We start from the raw sequence: 16,893 nt of genomic DNA on the forward strand, positions 1-16,893 counted from the left end.
ATGGCAATTCATGAGATTGAAAACAATCCAGGGCTGACGGGACAAGTACGCCTGATTGACAACGTTACTTACGCGGCAGTGGATGGGCGGCCGCTTAAAATGGCGATTCTGGAGCCCTGGACCCAGCGCTTCCCCCTCAAATACCATCCTGCACCCCGGCCGCTGATCGTCTTTGTCCAGGGGAGCTCCTGGCGGGTTGGCAAGATGGGGGAACAGATTCCTCAGTTGGTTCAGTTTGTTAAGGCGGGCTATGTTGTGGCGACGGTTCAACACCGGAATACCCTCGATGGCTACCCGTTCCCAGCCTTCCTGGAGGACGTTAAGACGGCCATCCGCTACCTGCGGCGGCGAGCAGTTAAGTTTGCAATCGACCCCGACCGGGTAGCGATTTGGGGGACGTCCTCCGGTGCCAACGCGGCAATGCTGGTCGGCCTGACCGGTGATGATCCCCGTTATGCTGGTCACCTCTATCGAACTGAGTCCGACCGGGTCAACGCGGTCGTCAGCTGTTTTGCCCCGATGGATGTGCTCGACACCTTCGACTACACGGCGGCGGTTCCGGGTAGCGAACTGCTCAAGTTCTGCTTGCTGGGGATGGACCGCAAGAAGTGGCCGGAAATTGCTAAGGAGATGAGCCCGCTCGACCAAGTCAAACCGGGACAGGACTACCCACCATTCCTTCTCTTTCACGGTGATGCTGATAAGGTCGTCCCTTACCAGCAGATGGTCAAGATGTACGATAAGCTGTCAGCGGACGGCTATGATGTCGCTGCTTACCGGGTAAAGGGTGCCAACCACGAAAAGGACTTCTGGAGCGAGCGAGTCTACCAGACCGTCTTGGAATTCTTGGATAAAAAAGTGAAGTAAGTAAAAAAGGAGTGGAAAATAACCTCCTTGACAAGGCGTATGACTAGCCTAGGACGATAGTTGACACGGCACGGGTCGGCTATCGTTCGTAGGCAAATAGCCTTGTGGTTACGACACGCAGTTAGCCTATTGGTTTTCCACGTTATCTTTATAATAGTTAAGAACTAGCAAGAGACTGGTGAGAAAATGAAGTTTTCTCCCAGCCTCTTTTGCTATCTATTAAATTTATTCTTTTAGGCCAGCGTTCCCATTGGGTCCCATGGCTTGAGGACGATTGGCTCTTGAGCCTGTTCCTTCAGCAGCTTGTCAGACAGGTACTTCTTGTTGATGACAACCTGGAAGCAGTACTGGTCCATCCACTCGTCGCTCATGACGAAGTAGCCCTTGTGACCGACCTTGTTGCCCCAGGAGTTTTCGACCTTCCACTTGGTTGGCTTGCCGTCCACAATGTCAACCCCGGTCAAGACCATTGCGTGGTCCATCATGCTCTGACCGTAATCAAGCATTTCTGCCTTGGTCATGTCGAGGTCCACGTCGAAGAGTTCGTCGTACTTGTAGGTGTTGAGGGCCATAATCCCGAGCTTGGTTTCGGAGTACTTAACGACATCGGAACCGAACCAAACGCTTTCGCCGGCCTTTAACTGATCAATTGCCAGTTGCTTGAATTCGTCCATTGGCAGGTTGAGGTGCTTGATCTGGCGACCACCGACCACGTTCCCTAGCATATCAATGGTGTAGGTCTGGTGGTACTTCTTGTCCGCGGTCGGGGCCTGGATGATTGATACGTAGTCGTCCAAGTTCCAGCCGACGTACTTCTTAAAGAATTCCTGCGGCGTGATGTTGGCGTCGCGGTGGTATTCGTTATCCTTCTTGGTCCGGTATTCGAAGTCAAAGTGTTGGACTGGTTCGCCAAAGGTGTAGGCCAACATCCGGTAGACCTCGTTGAGCATCTTCTGCCGGGTGGCGTTTAATTCGTCTTCGCTGGCGTGGTCGTTGTTGATCATCCCCCGCAAGATGACGGCGTCGTGGCGGAGTTTGTTGTTTAAGACGTCGTTGATTCCCCGGGAGTTGCTGGAGTTGAATGATTCTGGCATGGCGGCCTTTGGCATCACCCCGTACTTGCTGATCAGGGCACAGAGCATATCCCATTGTCCACCGTCGCTTTGCGGTGCAGCCATCAGCCAGGATACCTTCCGGCTATCAGTGGGCTTGTTGGCCGTCCGAATAACGTTTTCGTAGAAGTAGTTGGCCTTTTCAAACTTGTCCCAGAAGAATTGGTAGGCCTGGGAAAGCTCAAAGTTGTCGGGCAGGTTGAACTTTTGCTGCATTTCGTGGCGCATGGTGTTAAGTGCGGCAAACATCCAGCAGCGGCCGGATTGCTTTTGGTCGGCCACGTCTCCCGTCTTGAGGTCAATCGAAAAGTGCGGGGTATCGTCAGCAATGGAGTGCCAATCAAAGCTGGCGTTGCGGACCCCGTTTTTGGTGACGGTGCGCTCTAAGACGCGACTGTCCCGCCGGCTGTTGTAGTCGGCCCGGAAATTAGCGATGTCTTCGTCAGAAATGGAAAAACTCATTAAAAATCCTCCTTAGCATTACTTAAACTTTATTATAAAACAAAACGAACAGGGAGTGGGACAGAACTAGCTTGTCTAGTTCGTAGTCCCACCCCCGCAAGGATGGATACGCCGCGCAGCAAGCCTATTTGGGGTAGCTCAAATGCTGATTTATCAGCGTTTGAACTACCAGCCAGCTACTGCGTTGAGGCATTACTAGCTTTAAAATATTAAAAGGTTGGGTTAATTCCCAACCTTATCTAAATATCCGTTACCGGGCGTGCAAAACTTTCGGACCATCCTGGGTGCCGACGATGACGTCGTTGACCCGGTTGAGGAAGAGACCGGTTTCGACGAGCCCGACCATGTGGATCAGTTCGTCGGCCAGTTCTACCGGGTGGTCAATTTCTTCCAGGTGGAGGTCGATGATGTAATTCTTCTCGTCGGTCAGGAACTTGTGGTCACCGTCCATCCGCCAGCTTGGCTTGTAGCCCTTCTTTTCCAGCCGGTTGAAGACCAGTTGGGCGCCAAAGGGGATGACTTCGACTGGCAACGGGAACTTGCCGAGCTTGTGGACCAGCTTGCTTTCGTCAACGATCCAAATGATCTTGTTGGAGGCATTGGCAACGATCTTTTCCCAGAGGAGGGCGCCACCGCCACCCTTGATTCCCTGGAAGTCGTCGCTGACCTCGTCGGCCCCGTCGATGCATAGGTCGATGTGGTCAACGTCGTCAATATCCTTGATGGTAATTCCCAGATCACGGGCCTGCTTAGCTGTCCGGGTGGAAGTCGTAACCCCGATGATGTCGGTGAGCTTGCCTTCCTGGACCTGCTTGCCGAGTTCATCGACCATGTAGCGAACGGTGGAGCCTGTTCCCAGGCCGACGATCATGCCGGACTTAATGTACTTGACGGATTCCCGTCCCGTTTGTGCTTTTAATTCGTCTTGATTCATTTTCATCCTCCTAGTTGAGATTGATCCGATCTTTTGGCAATAGCAGTTCTTGGTATTCCGGATGCTGCTTAAACTGGGCCTTAGCGTAAGGACACATCAATTTGACGGTCCAGTGCTGCTCCTTGGCGTAGTCCACAAAGTGTTGAACCAGCTGGGCAGCGATGCCCTGGCCCTGGTAATCAGGGTGGACAAATACCCGTTCCACCACGACCCGGTCGTCGCTGACGGCGGGGAAACTGATTTCGCCAATCAACGGCTGACCAGGGTCACTGGCAACAATCCGGTGATCTTCAACTTGAAATTGCATCTTAATCACATCCAATCAACTTTAATTTTCAATAAAGTCAGCTGAAAAGTCAAGCTAAGCAATACCATTCACTTTTAATCTATCCTATAATATTAAAAGCACTGATTACGTTAACGAGGTGAATGAAAGTGAAACGTGGATTTAAAATTGTCACAGCCAAGAAGGACCAGGGGCTAACCCTCCCCCAGCGGCAGACAGCTCAGGCCGCAGGGTATGATTTTGCTGCCTCAGAAGATTTTACCTTACCCTCAATTTGGAAGGGGAATTTTCTCAAAGCACTGTGGACCCTTCACCAGCAAAAGCAGCTGGGCGACGCTGATTTTCAGGCGGCGGATAAGTGCCTGAAACCATACCTGGTCCCAACGGGCATCAAGGCCTACATGGGCAAGGACGAGTTCCTCCTGTTAGCCAACCGGTCGAGTGGTCCCCTCAAGCGGCGGCTAATCCTGCCTAACGGGATTGGGATTGTTGATGCCGACTACTATGACAACGAGAGCAACGAGGGAGAAATTTTCTTCCAATTAATTAACTTTGGCTTGAAAGATTACCACATCAAGAAGGGCGAACGGATTGGCCAGGGAATTTTCCTGCCCTACCTGCTTGCCGATGAAGAAACAGCCCCCCAGGCCCAGCGAACTGGTGGCTTTGGTTCAACGAAAAAGTAAGGAGAAATAAGGAATGGCAAAGGTACGGACACAGTACGTGTGTCAAAATTGCGGTTATAGCTCCCGCCGTTACCTTGGTCGGTGCCCCAACTGCGGGGAATGGAACTCGTTGGTAGAAGAACAAGTTCAATCAGAAAGCAAGGCCGCGCCGACGCGGGCAACGACGACCCTGACCGGGTTGGTTGCTAAGCCGCAAAAAATTAGTGAAATTAATAGTAAGGAAACGCCCCGGGTTAAGACCAAGCTCAATGAGCTGAACCGGGTTCTCGGTGGTGGGATCGTTCCTGGCTCCCTAATCCTGATTGGTGGGGATCCCGGTATCGGGAAATCAACCCTCCTTCTTCAGGTTTCCGGCCAGCTCAGTGACGAACACCACCGGGTCCTGTATGTTTCAGGAGAGGAAAGCGGCACCCAGATTAAGATGCGGGCAGAACGCCTCGGCGTGTCCGGGGATGAATTTTACGTTTACCCGGAAACCAATATGGATAGTATTAAGGAAACGATCCGTGACCTCAAGCCCGAATACGTAGTGATTGACTCTGTCCAAACAATGCAGGCAACGGACGTCAGTTCAGCAATCGGTAGTGTTTCTCAAATTCGGGAAGTTACTGCCCAGTTGATGCAAATTGCCAAGAGCAATAACATTACGGTTTTCGTCGTGGGCCACGTGACTAAGGGCGGTGCCTTAGCCGGGCCGAAGATTTTGGAGCACATGGTGGACACGGTGCTCTACTTTGAAGGGGACCTCCACCATACTTACCGGATCCTCCGCTCGGTCAAAAACCGTTTTGGCTCGACCAATGAACTGGGGATTTTTGAAATGCACACCAACGGCCTCAGTGAGGTCCAAAACCCCTCAGAGATTTTCCTTGAGGAACGACTTCGTGACGCCACCGGCTCTTCCGTAGTGGTTTCCCTGGAGGGGACGCGGCCCATTCTGGTAGAAATTCAAGCCCTGGTGACTCCCACGGTCTACGGGAATGCTCAGCGAACTGCTACCGGTTTGAGTCGAAACAGAGTATCATTGATAATGGCCGTCTTGGAAAAGCGGGCCAACCTGATGCTGCAAAATCAGGATGCCTACCTCAAAGCAGCGGGCGGTGTCAAGCTGGATGAACCGGCAATCGACCTGGCAATCGCGGTCAGCATTGCTTCCAGCTACCGGGACAAGGGGACCCGTCCCGCTGACGCCTTCGTTGGCGAAGTCGGTTTGACCGGTGAAATTCGCCGGGTGAACCGGATTGAACAGCGGGTCGCTGAGGCGCAGAAGCTCGGCTTTGAACGAATCTTCATCCCCAAGAACAACTTAAAGGGGTGGACACCACCAACCGGGATTGAGGTCGTCGGGGTTACGACTTTGCGTGAAGCACTCCGGCTGGCCCTCGGCTAGGTTAATTTTAAGGAGGGATGCAATTAATGCTGAAACGAATAATTCGCTTGATTTATATTTTGCTTGGGGCAACGGTTGGTTTTTACTACCTGCCACTGCTCTGGGATGTTTTTAACTGGCAACTTGACCGTTCGCTTTTGTTCTTCATGGATGTTGCCATCGGTGCTATTATTTTTTGGTTATTATCCTTAGCACTCATGAAGCCAACCCTGAACGTGATTCACCAGGTGGAACACGACCTGACCAGCAAGAGCCCGATTTATATCTTCTTTGGGGCCCTGCTCACAATCCTGGGCCTTGTGCTGGCCGTCCTAATTTCAATTCCCCTCTGGCGGACACGGATTCCGGTGATCAACAATGTTTTGCCGATTCTGCTGATGGTCGTCTTCAGTTACTACGGCTTTAAGATTGGGACCTCACGGTTGGATGATTGGAAAAACCTGGCAACCCTGCGCCGTAATAAGGAAGCCGGGGGTCAGCATGAGGTCATCAAGCAACAGGACGCCAACTATCACCATTACAAGATTTTGGACACTAATATCCTGATTGATGGGCGGATCTACGACCTGGTCAAGACCGGCTTCTTAGAAGGAACCCTACTGGTGCCGAATTTCGTCCTCTACGAGCTGCAATACATTGCTGACTCGGGCGAAAGCATCAAGCGGGTCCGCGGTCGGCGGGGCTTAGATATTTTGAATAAGCTGCGCAAGGAAAAAATCGTTCCAATCGAGATGTACGACGGTGATTTTGAGGATATTCCGGAAGTCGATAGTAAGCTGATTGCCCTCGCCAAGAAGGTTAACGGGGCGATCGTCACTAACGACTACAACCTCAACAAGGTCATCCAGTTCCAAAACGTTGATGTCTTAAACATCAATAACCTGGCAAAGTCGCTGCGTCCACGGGTCATTCCGGGCGAAAAGCTCAACGTGGTCGTGGTCAAGAAGGGGACCGAACGCCAGCAGGGGGTTGCCTACCTGGATGATGGCACGATGGTCGTAGTTGAGGATGGCCGTTACTTCATGAACCAACCGATTGAGGTCGAGGTCACCAGCGCCCTCCAGACGGATGCGGGGCGGATGATTTTTGCCCGGCCGGTACACTCCCAAAAGGGAATCAATAGTCAAAACCCTGCCAAGGATAAGAAGGACAAGAAGTAGTCTCAAAATGATGAATTAATAATGGCTAGGTGCGTGACGGCACACAACCAGTCTTTCGAAAGCAAAATGGGCTGTGACATAAGCTCTATTACTTTAACAAAAAGGCGAACAGCGCAGTACACAAAGGGGCTTCAGTGCTCGGCAAAGCCGAACTCTGAAGCCCTCTTTGTGCTTTCTAAAGACTAGCTGCGCGTCTTCACGCTCCCATCTGTGTACTGCGCCGTTGTTTGGCTAGCTAGTACAAAAAAAGAGATAGCTTGGGAGCTATCTCATTAGGGAGTATTACGATAATCTTGGGGGAGATTTCGCAATTTTTATTATTTTTTCGGTTACTATTGGGAGGAGTAATTGAAAAATAATAGGTTTCATTGAATGTAGTAAGGATTGCTCCTTGCTACGGTTATTATAGTAACAATTAAATGTGAAGAAAGTATGACCAAAATTCCAAAAATTGTTTATGGTGAGAAAATCCCGAACCGGTAGGCCGAATGTGTTAAAATTATTGGGAAGATTTCAATCAACGATGGGAGAAGATCAAAATGCTGAAGATATACAATACTTTAACCCGGCAAAAAGAAGAATTTAAGCCCCTCCACCCGGGGGTTGTTAATATGTATGTCTGTGGTCCCACCGTTTATAACTATATTCACATTGGCAACGCGCGTAGTGCCATCGCCTTTGATACCGTTCGTCGCTACCTTGAGTTTAAGGGCTACCAGGTCAACTACGTTTCTAACTTTACCGACGTGGATGACAAAATGATCAAGGCCGCTCATGAGCAGGGGATTACCGTGCCCCAACTGGCGGATAAGTTCATTCAGGCTTTTATGGCGGACACGACGGCGGTTAATATTGAACCGGCAACCAGGCACCCCCGGGCAACCGAAAATATTCCCGACATTATTGCCTTTGTCCAAACACTGATTGAGAAGGGGTATGCTTACGAAAGCGACGGGGATGTTTACTACCGGGCGCGGAAGTTTGCCCACTATGGTCAGCTGTCTGGGCAGTCGATTGACGACCTGGAAGTTGGTGCCAGTGAACACGTCAGCGCCGATGAGATTGGCAAAAAGGAAGACCCGATGGACTTCGCCCTCTGGAAGGCGGCCAAGCCCGGTGAGATCAGCTGGGATTCCCCATGGGGCCAGGGTCGTCCCGGCTGGCACATCGAGTGCTCGGTAATGTCCACGAAGTACCTCGGTCAGACCCTGGATATTCACGCCGGTGGGCAGGACCTTGAATTTCCCCACCACGAAAATGAAATTGCCCAGAGTGAAGCGGCGACTGGCCAGCCCTTCGTCCGCTACTGGATGCACAATGGCTTTGTAACGATTGGCAAGGACAACGAGAAGATGAGCAAGTCCCTGCACAACTTCATTACTGTCCATGACATTATCAAGACGGTCGACCCGCAGGTGCTGCGCTTCTTTATGGCAACGACCCAGTACCGGCGGCCTATCCAGTACAGTGAGGATAACCTGACGGATGCTAAGAATAACCTGGAACACATCCAGACCGCTTATGACAACCTGACCTACCGGCAGCAGGACGCGGCAACGGGAGACGATGCACTGGTGACCCAGCAGTTGGCAGACTTTACCGCGCGCTTTACCACGGCCATGGATGATGATATCAACGTGCAAAACGGGATTGCCGTGGTTTATGAGCTGGTCAAGGCGGCCAACACTTACGCTCAGCAAGCAGCAGTCAAGCAGGGAGCCCTCCAGGCATACAAGGACAAGCTGGCCCAGCTGATCAGCATTTTTGGCATCAAGCTCGTTGCTCATGATAACCACATTGACGACGAGCAGATCAAGGCGCTGATTGAGGAGCGGAACCAGGCCCGAAAGAACAAGGATTTCGCCCGCAGTGACCAAATTCGGGATGAATTAAAGCAACAGGGGATTATCCTTGAAGATACTCCCCAGGGAACGCGTTACAAGAAGGAGCAGTAATAAGCAAAAGTATGGAAGAAGCAAACTACCAGCAGTTGAACGGGATTGCGCTCGCCTACCTTGGCGACGCCGTCTATGAAGTATTTATCCGCCAGCATTTATTAAGCACGGGGCTTAGCAAGCCCACCAAGCTGCAGCACATTGCGACCCACTACGTCTCAGCAAAGGCTCAGGCAGCGCTGATCGACCTGATGAAGGCTGATGAGCTCTTGACCGCGGAAGAATGGGCCTACTTCAAACGGGGCCGCAACGCTAACAGCCACACCCACGCCAAGCACACCTCGGTGCTGACTTACCGTATTTCGACGGGGTTTGAGGCCCTGATGGGGTACCTCCAGCTTTCAGGGCAGCAGGAACGACTGGCTGAACTAGCAGCATGGTGTATTAAACAAGTTGAAGAAGGGCGGACAAAGCATGAAAACTGAAAATACTGACTTTATTATTGGGCGCCACCCCGCGGTAATGGCCCTCAAGGCCGACCAGGAGATTAACAAGGTATTCGTCCAGGCCGGACTGAAAGCGGACGCGATTGCGGAAATCATTAAGCTCGCCAAGCAGAAGCGTCTGGTAGTTTCCACGGTTCCGAAGACGAAGCTGGACCAGCTGACTGACCACCAAAACCACCAGGGGGTAGCGCTGGCAGTGGCGGCTTACCAGTACGCTGACTTGGACGACCTCTTTGCAAACGCCGCCCAAAAGCATGAGGACCCGTTTTTCCTGATTTTGGATGAACTGGAGGACCCCCACAACCTGGGCTCGATTATTCGAACTGCTGATGCGGCTGGGGTGCATGGGATTATCATTCCCCGGCGCCGGGCAGTGGGGTTGACGTCGGTCGTGGCGAAGACTTCAACGGGAGCGTTGGAACACGTACCCGTTGCCCGGGTCACTAACCTCGTTCAGACCGCCAAGGAGTTGAAAGACCGTGGTGTCTGGCTCTTTGGAACTGACATGAAGGGGCGGGACTACCGGACCTGGGATGCCCATGGGGCCGTTGCACTGGTAATCGGTAATGAAGGCAAGGGAATTTCGCCCCTGCTCAAGAAGAGCTGCGACGAGATGCTGACGATTCCGATGATTGGCCACGTTCAGAGCCTTAATGCCAGTGTTGCCGCCAGTCTGTTGATTTACCAGGGCTTTAATTCCCGGCACCCCTTATAAGCCCGGTTAGCTTGCTTTTCCCTGGGGATCCGTGATAGTCTATATTGTACGTGGAGGTGTTAGTATGTCCCGAAAGAAGGTGGCCTTGGAATGTACCAAGTGTGGGGCGCGGAACTATACGGTGGCCGCTAATCCACACCGCCAAGCCCGGTTAGAGCTGCGCAAGTTTTGCAAACATTGCGGGGAATATACATTGCACCGCGAGAGTAAATAGTGGAGGATACTATGCACTTGATTCGATTTATTAAAAGTGTTAATCATGAAATGAAGCTGGTTGTTTGGCCAACGGCACGGGAAAACCGGCGGGATACGACAATTGTTATTTCCCTGACCCTATTTTTCGTCCTGTTCTTTGCCCTCTTCGACTGGTTAATTCAATCATTTATGAAGCTATTTGTTTAACAATAGTGGCAAAACAAATAGTGGTCTGTTATACTAACTGTGATGAGCTTCGTGGAGATACGAAGTTTTTTTATTTTGGCAAAAGTTAAATCAAAGAGGAGGATTCATCGTGGAATCGCATGAAAAACGTTGGTATGTGCTGCATACCTACTCTGGTTACGAAAACCGGGTGAAGAGCAACTTGGAGTCACGGGCCCAATCAATGGGGATGCAGGACTACATCTTTCGGGTAGTGGTTGCGGAAGAAACGGTTCGGGAAGTTAAGGATGGCCAGGCTAAAGAGGTCACTGAAAATACTTTCCCCGGTTACGTCCTGGTCGAAATGATCATGACTGACCAAGCGTGGTACATCGCCCGGAACACGCCAGGGGTAACCGGATTCTTGGGTTCTCACGGTGGTGGTTCCAAGCCAACGCCACTGCTTCCCGATGAAGTAGAACGGATTATGAAGCGGATGGGGGCTGACATTACCGTCAGTGATATTGACGTCAAGGAAGGCGACACCGTCAAGGTAATTGCCGGACCGTTCGCTGACCTGACCGGGAAGGTTACCGAAGTCGACCATGAAAAGCAGAAGCTGAAGGTCAATGTCGAAATGTTTGGCCGGGAAACGTCTGCCGAATTAGGCTTTGACCAGGTCGACACGGTGGAATAGTTGAACTTCGCGAGGGGCCGCCCCATTAGCAGTTGCTTCGCGGAAAGGGCAACATCCAGGCTTGAAATGCCCGCCTAATTATGGTATTTTTTTAAGGTATGCTATTAACATACTGTGGGAGAGGTAAATTTTCTGCCTCATCATGACCACAACACGGACTAAGGAGGTTTTGTCTCGTGGCAAAGAAAGTAGCTAACGTTGTCAAGTTGCAAATTCCTGCCGGTGCAGCAACACCAGCTCCACCAGTAGGTCCTGCACTTGGACAAGCAGGTATTAACATCATGGGCTTCACGAAGGAATTCAACGCACGGACTGCTGACCAAAAGGGTATGCTGATCCCAGTTGTAATTACCGTTTATGAGGACCGTTCATTTGACTTCATTACTAAGACGCCGCCTGCTGCTGTCTTACTGAAGAAGGCCGCTGGTGTTGAACACGGTTCCGGTGAACCTAACACGAAGAAGGTTGCTTCTGTAACCAAGGACCAAGTTAAGGAAATCGCCGAAACGAAGATGCAAGATCTAAACGCCGCTGACGTTGAAGCAGCGATGCGCATGATCGAAGGTACTGCACGGAGCATGGGCTTCACTGTTGAAGGCTAATTGCTCGGCAGTCCGGACGTACCATTAAAGTGGTGCGTCTCCGTGGGAGGTATTAACTCCGCTAGACCACATTTGCAAGGAGGAAAAAACACAAGATGGCTAAGAATCGTGGTAAGAAGTACCAAGATGCGCTTAAAAAGGTTGACACTAAGAAAGCTTACGCTGTTAACGACGCAGTTCAATTGGTAAAAGACATTGACTTTGCTAACTTTGACTCATCAATCGAAGTTGCATTCAACTTAAACGTAGATACTAAGCAAGCAGACCAGCAATTACGTGGTGCCGTTGTTTTGCCTAACGGTACTGGTAAGGACCAAACCGTGATCGTCTTCGCTGAAGGTGACAACGCTAAGGCTGCTGAAGAAGCCGGTGCTGACTTTGTTGGCTCCGATGACTTGGTAGAAAAGATCCAAGACGGCTGGTTAGACTTTGACGTTGCAATCGCTACGCCAAACATGATGCCTAAGGTTGGTCGCCTGGGTCGGGTCCTTGGTCCTAAGGGCTTAATGCCAAACCCGAAGACTGGTACGGTTACGATGGACGTTGCCAAGGCTGTTTCTGACGCCAAGGCTGGTCAAGTAACCTACCGGACTGACCGAGATGGTAACGTTGCTGTGCCATTTGGTAAGGTATCCTTTGACACTGACAAGCTGGTTGAAAACCTGAAGACGTTGGAAGACATCGTTGTTAAGGCTCGTCCTGCTTCAGTGCGTGGTACTTACATCAAGCACGCATCCATCGCTTCAACTTTCGGCCCAAGTGTTACGCTTGACCTGGAAAGCTTCTAAGCATGGGATAATTAAGAGAGGCTGGGAATTAACTCAACCTCTTTAATATTTTGTAGATTAATAATGCCTCAGCGCAGTAGCTGGCTGGCAGTTCAAACGCTGATAAATCAGCGTTTAACTAACCTAGCCATCCTTGCGGAGGTTCGAAGACAAACACCCCAAATCAGCTTGCTAGCCGATTTGGGGTGTTTTTTCTCACTCTCTTTTTTATTTTTTAAATTAATTTACTGATGGTAACGGCCGGTTTGAACCAAATTTAATTTAAATTAGCTTCTTGCAAAATGTGCTTCACAATCGCAACTTTGTATTGTATACTACAAAACAATGATATTTCTATTAGAAATATCTAATTTATTATTAACCACGAATAAGGAGTGACGACAATGACAGAGTTTAAATTTTCTAAACGAGTTCCAGCAGACGGCACGGATGCGGTTGGGGCCATTTTAAAGGCAGCGGCGGATCCGCAAATTATTTCCTTTGCTGGTGGTCTGCCAGCTCCTGAATTATTCCCGGTTAAGGAAATGCAGGCGGCGGTTGACCTGGCTTTTGAAGAACACGGCCAAGAAGCCATGCAATACGGGGCCGCTAAGGGGGTAACCGCCCTGCGTGAACAAATCTTAGAACACGTCAAACAAAAGGAAAACGTGACGGGTGAGTTAGAAAATGTCCTGGTAACCACCGGTTCTGAACAGGTGCTGGACTTAGTAGGGAAAGCGTTTGTCAACCCTGGCGACACCGTCCTGGTTGAGCAACCGACCTACCTTTGTGCCCTAGACGTCTTCAAGTCTTACGGTGCTGATTTCGTCAGTGTCGAGATGGATGATGACGGGATGAAGATGGACGCCCTCGAGGCAGCGCTGAAAGCGAACCCATCGACTAAGTTAATCTACACGGTGCCAAACTTCCAGAATCCGACTGGGCGGACAATGCCAGCGGACCGGCGCCAAAAGCTCGCCGAGTTGGCTGCTAAGTACGATGTCCTGGTGTTGGAAGACAACCCGTACGGTGAGATTCGCTTTGCTGGCCAGCACGTGCCCGCGGTTAAGTCCTTTGACAAGGATGGCCACGTCCTTTACATGAGTACTTTCTCGAAGACTCTGGCCCCCGGCTTCCGGCTCGGCTGGTTAGTGGCCGATGCCAAGGTAGTTGATAAGCTGACGGTGCTTAAACAGTCTGCTGACCTCCATACCGACAACCTGGCCCAGTACGCCGTGGTTGAATTCCTGGCGCATAATGACTTAGACGCCCATGTTAAGGAAATCAGCGCGCTCTATGGCAAGCGCAAGGAATTGATGGTTGAAGGAATCAAGGAATACTTCCCGGCCGGCGTTAAGTACACCGATCCGGAGGGCGGAATGTTCCTCTGGGTTGAAGTGCCGGGGGTTGATGACACGGTTGAGTTATTTAAGCAGTGTCTGGAACACAGCGTGGCCTTTGTCCCGGGCGACCCGTTCTTTGCTGGCAAGCCACAGCCAGGGGCCTTCCGCCTGAACTATTCCAATGCCGAAGAGGACAAGATCAAGGCGGGGATGAAGCAGTTGGGTGAAGCCCTCCAAGAAGCAGTAAAGTAAATTAATTTAATTTATAGAAAAAATGACCTCCAGAGTTGTAGAAAGCTCTGGAGGTCATTTACGTTAAGTTCGAATTATTTTAATTTCATGCTCTCTAATGGTACCAGGTGTGTGTGGTGCCGTAGCTTGTAATAGAAGTAGAAGAAGATAAAGAGCGGGACGGACATGTAGGTAATCAGGATGTTGGACCAGTCCAGCTTGATGAAGGCGTCAACGTTCTGTCCAGCAATCACGATGACGCAAAGGACAAAGGCAAAGATGGGGCCAAACGGGAAAAGGCCGGCGTGGTAATCCAATTCGTCCAACGTATGGCCCTGCCGCAGGAAACCACGGCGGAAGCGGAAATGGGCAATAGCAATCCCCAGCCACTCCATAAAGCCGCCTAAACTATTCGCGGAAATCAGGTAGTTGTAGACATTGGGACCGATAAATTGGAGGGCCCACATGGCGAGGCTAAGCGCGGCCATTGCCAGGAAACTCAAAATGGGAATCCCCCGGCGGTTAACGGCCCGAAATCCCTTCCAGAGGAAACCGTCCATTGACTGGGAGAAAAGAATCCGGGAGATAGCGTACAGCCAGGAGTTAGCCGATGACAGGACCGCAATTAAGATTACAAAATTCATGATGCCCGCGGCGTAGCGCAGCCCCGCATACTGGAAGATCAGCGTGAAGGGACTGGTGATAATGTCCTTGACGTCGGAACTCAATAGGTTCTTATTCGTGTAGGGCAGGATGCAGGCGATGACAAAGATCGTCAGGACGTAGAATAATAAGATTCGCCAGAAGGTTGCGTGGATTGCCCGGGGAACACTGTGCTGCGGATCGGCAGACTCACCGGCGGCAATGCCGACCATTTCGGTTCCCTGGAAGGAGAAACCGGAGACGACAAAGGCACTGATGATACCGGGAATTCCGTTGACAAACGGCGCCTGCTTGTAGGTAAAGTTCTTAAAGCCGAGCGCGTGATGCCCGCCGATTAGGCCCATGATAACTGCAATGCCGACAATTACGAAGATAACTACGGCCGCGACTTTGAGCAGGGCCAGCCAAAACTCGGTTTCCCCGTATGCCCGGACCGAGAAATAGTTAATGATAAAAATAATGACAAAGGCAAGCAGGCTGAAAATCCAGCCGGGAACGTGGGGAAACCAGAAGTTCATAACGATGCCAACGGTTGACAGCTCAACTGCCACGGTAATCGCACCGCAGAACCAGTAATTCCAGCCCATTGCGAAGCCGAGCGCTGGGTCGACGTAGCGGTTGGCGTACTCCGCAAACGACCCGCTGCGGGGATTATAGGTTGCCATTTCAGCTAGACTGGTCATCAAAAAGAACACCATTAGTCCCATAATGGAATAGGCGACGAGGCTGCCACCGGGACCCGCCGTGGTGATAGCTGAACCGGAGGCAATAAACAAGCCGGTACCGATCGTGCCGCCAAGAGCAATCATTGACAGGTGGCGGGACTGGAGCGTGTGCCGGATATGGCCTTGATTATGCAAATTAATCACTCCTTCTTTACGATACCCAGTTTAATGATTTCCTTACTTAATGTAAAATGCTTATTTTAGAAGAATTATAATTCGAAAAAGGAATCGGGATAGATTGCAAAAGGTGCTTTACAGCAAGCCAACGACTATGCTATACTATCAAAGTTGATTAAATATGACTCTGCCTAAGACTCAGGTGGCACCTGCCTTAATATTGCCTGCCGAGGAAGAAATGTAAATTCCTTCTCTATGTCTGCGGTCATAGGGATTTTTTTATAAATCCGATCAAAATACATTGCAGGAGGTGAAAATTCATGAGTGAAGCAGCTATTGCTAAGAAGGCGGAAGTCGTTAAGCAAACCGCTGATTTGATTAACGCCGCCCAATCAGCTATCGTTGTTGATTACCGTGGTTTGACTGTTGCCGAAGTTACTGACTTACGTAAGCAACTCCGTGATGCCGGTGTCAAGATGTCAGTTATCAAGAACAAGATTCTTGACCGGGCCGTTGAAGGTACCGACTACGAAGATCTGCGGTCAACTTTTGTTGGTCCAACTGCTGTGGCTTTCTCCGATGAGGACCCAATTGCCCCAGCTAAGATCTTGAAGAAGTTCGCTGACGACCACGACGCTCTTGAAATCAAGGGTGGCTTCATCGAAAAGAGTGTCAAGACTCTTGATGAAATCAACGAATACGCTACGATGCCTAGTCGTGAAGACCTGTTGTCCATGCTTGCATCTGCATTGCAAGACCCAATGCGGAAGATTGCCCGGGCAGTCAAGGCCGTTGCCGACAAGGAAGACGAAGCCGCATAATTACCGTTTATCGGTTCAATATCAAATCAAAATCAATTACCTAAATATTGGAGGAAATAAACATGGCTTTTGATAAGGATGCTATCATTGCTTCATTAAAGGAAGCATCAATTTCTGACCTTAACGATCTTGTTAAGGCAATCGAAGAAGAATTCGACGTTTCAGCTGCTGCTCCAGTTGCTGTTACCGGTGCTGCCGGTGGCGACGCTGCTGCTAAGGACAGCTTCACTGTTGAATTGACTGAACCAGGTGCCGCTAAGGTTAAGGTTATTAAGGCCGTTAAGGACATCACTGGTGTTGGCCTGAAGGACGCTAAGGACCTTGTTGACGGTGCTCCTTCTGCTATCAAGGAAGACGTTAAGGAAGACGAAGCTAACGACATCAAGGAAAAGCTTGAAGCCGCTGGTGCTACTGTTACCCTTAAATAGTTCTTTAGCGAGGTTGGGTATTAACCCAGCCTCTTTTTTATTTTAAAATTAATTCTGTCACGGCGGAGCTGACTTATTATTAGGAATTGAAAAAAGGGGAGTGAAATGAGGGCGTGTAGCGCACTC

General features: G+C 50.5%; 19 protein-coding genes and 1 other annotated feature. Of the genes, 15 read left to right on the forward strand and 4 right to left on the reverse strand.

All coding sequences use genetic code 11. The features are described 5' to 3' along the window. Positions 1 to 867 (forward strand): alpha/beta hydrolase, encoded by an 867-nt coding sequence (locus FC49_RS01840; RefSeq protein ID WP_056983937.1) that lies wholly within the window; start codon positions 1 to 3, stop codon positions 865 to 867. 233 nt (positions 868 to 1,100) lie between these two features. Here FC49_RS01840 and FC49_RS01845 read toward each other — a convergent pair whose 3' ends face one another. The 3 genes from FC49_RS01845 to FC49_RS01855 form a co-directional block, all read right to left on the reverse strand. Further along, positions 1,101 to 2,441 (reverse strand): C1 family peptidase, encoded by a 1,341-nt coding sequence (locus tag FC49_RS01845; RefSeq protein WP_056983940.1) that lies wholly within the window; start codon positions 2,439 to 2,441, stop codon positions 1,101 to 1,103. Positions 2,442 to 2,691: 250 nt separating this feature from the next. Beyond that, positions 2,692 to 3,375, reverse strand: coding sequence for a ribose-5-phosphate isomerase RpiA (rpiA, locus tag FC49_RS01850; protein WP_003716016.1), 684 nt, complete (start codon positions 3,373 to 3,375; stop codon positions 2,692 to 2,694). Between the two features lie 10 nt (positions 3,376 to 3,385). Further along, positions 3,386 to 3,682: a GNAT family N-acetyltransferase gene (locus tag FC49_RS01855; protein ID WP_004564559.1), complete on the reverse strand. Its 297-nt coding sequence runs from the start codon at positions 3,680 to 3,682 to the stop codon at positions 3,386 to 3,388. Between the two features lie 128 nt (positions 3,683 to 3,810). On the opposite strand from FC49_RS01855, the gene FC49_RS01860 reads away from it, so the two are divergent. The 12 genes from FC49_RS01860 (at position 3,811) to FC49_RS01910 (ending at position 14,034) form a co-directional block, all read left to right on the forward strand. Continuing rightward, positions 3,811 to 4,347: a dCTP deaminase/dUTPase family protein gene (locus FC49_RS01860; RefSeq protein ID WP_039930098.1), complete on the forward strand. Its 537-nt coding sequence runs from the start codon at positions 3,811 to 3,813 to the stop codon at positions 4,345 to 4,347. A gap of 13 nt (positions 4,348 to 4,360) precedes the next feature. Further along, positions 4,361 to 5,737: a DNA repair protein RadA gene (radA, locus tag FC49_RS01865; RefSeq protein ID WP_003716164.1), complete on the forward strand. Its 1,377-nt coding sequence runs from the start codon at positions 4,361 to 4,363 to the stop codon at positions 5,735 to 5,737. A 26-nt stretch (positions 5,738 to 5,763) separates the two neighbouring features. Then, positions 5,764 to 6,897 (forward strand): PIN/TRAM domain-containing protein, encoded by a 1,134-nt coding sequence (locus tag FC49_RS01870; protein ID WP_004564561.1) that lies wholly within the window; start codon positions 5,764 to 5,766, stop codon positions 6,895 to 6,897. 539 nt (positions 6,898 to 7,436) lie between these two features. Next, positions 7,437 to 8,852, forward strand: a complete 1,416-nt coding sequence (gene cysS / locus FC49_RS01875) for a cysteine--tRNA ligase (RefSeq protein WP_003715902.1) — start codon at positions 7,437 to 7,439, stop codon at positions 8,850 to 8,852. 11 nt (positions 8,853 to 8,863) lie between these two features. Beyond that, positions 8,864 to 9,277, forward strand: coding sequence for a Mini-ribonuclease 3 (locus FC49_RS01880; RefSeq protein WP_004564552.1), 414 nt, complete (start codon positions 8,864 to 8,866; stop codon positions 9,275 to 9,277). Then, positions 9,267 to 10,013 carry a 23S rRNA (guanosine(2251)-2'-O)-methyltransferase RlmB gene (gene rlmB, locus FC49_RS01885; RefSeq protein WP_003716118.1) on the forward strand — a complete coding sequence of 249 codons (747 nt, stop codon included), beginning with the start codon at positions 9,267 to 9,269 and terminating at the stop codon, positions 10,011 to 10,013. Before FC49_RS01880 ends, rlmB begins: the two co-directional genes overlap by 11 nt. 64 nt (positions 10,014 to 10,077) lie before the next feature. Continuing rightward, complete coding sequence (rpmG, locus tag FC49_RS09725) at positions 10,078 to 10,227, forward strand: 50S ribosomal protein L33 (RefSeq protein WP_081453980.1); 150 nt, start codon at positions 10,078 to 10,080, stop codon at positions 10,225 to 10,227. Positions 10,228 to 10,238: 11 nt separating this feature from the next. Then, complete coding sequence (gene secE, locus FC49_RS01890; protein ID WP_003716062.1) at positions 10,239 to 10,415, forward strand: preprotein translocase subunit SecE; 177 nt, start codon at positions 10,239 to 10,241, stop codon at positions 10,413 to 10,415. 109 nt (positions 10,416 to 10,524) lie between these two features. After that, the gene (gene nusG, locus FC49_RS01895; protein ID WP_003716015.1) at positions 10,525 to 11,070 is read left to right on the forward strand and encodes a transcription termination/antitermination protein NusG; all 546 of its coding nucleotides are present in this window, start codon (positions 10,525 to 10,527) and stop codon (positions 11,068 to 11,070) included. 176 nt (positions 11,071 to 11,246) lie between these two features. Next, positions 11,247 to 11,672, forward strand: coding sequence for a 50S ribosomal protein L11 (gene rplK / locus FC49_RS01900; protein WP_004564550.1), 426 nt, complete (start codon positions 11,247 to 11,249; stop codon positions 11,670 to 11,672). A 95-nt stretch (positions 11,673 to 11,767) separates the two neighbouring features. After that, on the forward strand, positions 11,768 to 12,460 hold the full coding sequence (rplA, locus tag FC49_RS01905; RefSeq protein WP_003716166.1) for a 50S ribosomal protein L1: 693 nt from the start codon (positions 11,768 to 11,770) through the stop codon (positions 12,458 to 12,460). A gap of 383 nt (positions 12,461 to 12,843) precedes the next feature. Beyond that, positions 12,844 to 14,034 (forward strand): aminotransferase-like domain-containing protein, encoded by a 1,191-nt coding sequence (locus FC49_RS01910; protein WP_056983942.1) that lies wholly within the window; start codon positions 12,844 to 12,846, stop codon positions 14,032 to 14,034. A gap of 74 nt (positions 14,035 to 14,108) precedes the next feature. Here FC49_RS01910 and FC49_RS01915 read toward each other — a convergent pair whose 3' ends face one another. Continuing rightward, positions 14,109 to 15,485, reverse strand: a complete 1,377-nt coding sequence (locus FC49_RS01915; RefSeq protein ID WP_225349487.1) for an amino acid permease — start codon at positions 15,483 to 15,485, stop codon at positions 14,109 to 14,111. 205 nt (positions 15,486 to 15,690) lie between these two features. Further along, positions 15,691 to 15,807, forward strand: a sequence feature (ribosomal protein L10 leader region). A 31-nt stretch (positions 15,808 to 15,838) separates the two neighbouring features. Here FC49_RS01915 and rplJ point away from each other — a divergent pair. Both rplJ and rplL read left to right on the forward strand, forming a co-directional pair. Then, positions 15,839 to 16,339 (forward strand): 50S ribosomal protein L10, encoded by a 501-nt coding sequence (gene rplJ / locus FC49_RS01920; protein ID WP_003716123.1) that lies wholly within the window; start codon positions 15,839 to 15,841, stop codon positions 16,337 to 16,339. A gap of 62 nt (positions 16,340 to 16,401) precedes the next feature. Next, positions 16,402 to 16,767: a 50S ribosomal protein L7/L12 gene (gene rplL / locus FC49_RS01925; protein WP_056983944.1), complete on the forward strand. Its 366-nt coding sequence runs from the start codon at positions 16,402 to 16,404 to the stop codon at positions 16,765 to 16,767. Positions 16,768 to 16,893 lie beyond the last annotated feature (126 nt).

Origin of the sequence: Limosilactobacillus oris DSM 4864 (assembly GCF_001434465.1) — a bacterium.
In the GTDB taxonomy this organism is placed as follows: domain Bacteria; phylum Bacillota; class Bacilli; order Lactobacillales; family Lactobacillaceae; genus Limosilactobacillus; species Limosilactobacillus oris.

Bases quoted from the DNA above. Each gene is read 5' to 3' on its own strand.
- FC49_RS01840 (WP_056983937.1), top strand. From the start codon at position 1: ATGGCAATTCATGAGATTGAAAACAATCCAGGGCTGACGGGACAAGTA.
- FC49_RS01845 (WP_056983940.1), bottom strand. From the start codon at position 2,441: ATGAGTTTTTCCATTTCTGACGAAGACATCGCTAATTTCCGGGCCGAC.
- rpiA (WP_003716016.1), bottom strand. From the start codon at position 3,375: ATGAATCAAGACGAATTAAAAGCACAAACGGGACGGGAATCCGTCAAG.
- FC49_RS01855 (WP_004564559.1), bottom strand. From the start codon at position 3,682: ATGCAATTTCAAGTTGAAGATCACCGGATTGTTGCCAGTGACCCTGGT.
- radA (WP_003716164.1), top strand. From the start codon at position 4,361: ATGGCAAAGGTACGGACACAGTACGTGTGTCAAAATTGCGGTTATAGC.
- FC49_RS01870 (WP_004564561.1), top strand. From the start codon at position 5,764: ATGCTGAAACGAATAATTCGCTTGATTTATATTTTGCTTGGGGCAACG.
- cysS (WP_003715902.1), top strand. From the start codon at position 7,437: ATGCTGAAGATATACAATACTTTAACCCGGCAAAAAGAAGAATTTAAG.
- FC49_RS01880 (WP_004564552.1), top strand. From the start codon at position 8,864: ATGGAAGAAGCAAACTACCAGCAGTTGAACGGGATTGCGCTCGCCTAC.
- rlmB (WP_003716118.1), top strand. From the start codon at position 9,267: ATGAAAACTGAAAATACTGACTTTATTATTGGGCGCCACCCCGCGGTA.
- rpmG (WP_081453980.1), top strand. From the start codon at position 10,078: ATGTCCCGAAAGAAGGTGGCCTTGGAATGTACCAAGTGTGGGGCGCGG.
- secE (WP_003716062.1), top strand. From the start codon at position 10,239: ATGCACTTGATTCGATTTATTAAAAGTGTTAATCATGAAATGAAGCTG.
- rplA (WP_003716166.1), top strand. From the start codon at position 11,768: ATGGCTAAGAATCGTGGTAAGAAGTACCAAGATGCGCTTAAAAAGGTT.
- FC49_RS01910 (WP_056983942.1), top strand. From the start codon at position 12,844: ATGACAGAGTTTAAATTTTCTAAACGAGTTCCAGCAGACGGCACGGAT.
- FC49_RS01915 (WP_225349487.1), bottom strand. From the start codon at position 15,485: ATGATTGCTCTTGGCGGCACGATCGGTACCGGCTTGTTTATTGCCTCC.
- rplJ (WP_003716123.1), top strand. From the start codon at position 15,839: ATGAGTGAAGCAGCTATTGCTAAGAAGGCGGAAGTCGTTAAGCAAACC.
- rplL (WP_056983944.1), top strand. From the start codon at position 16,402: ATGGCTTTTGATAAGGATGCTATCATTGCTTCATTAAAGGAAGCATCA.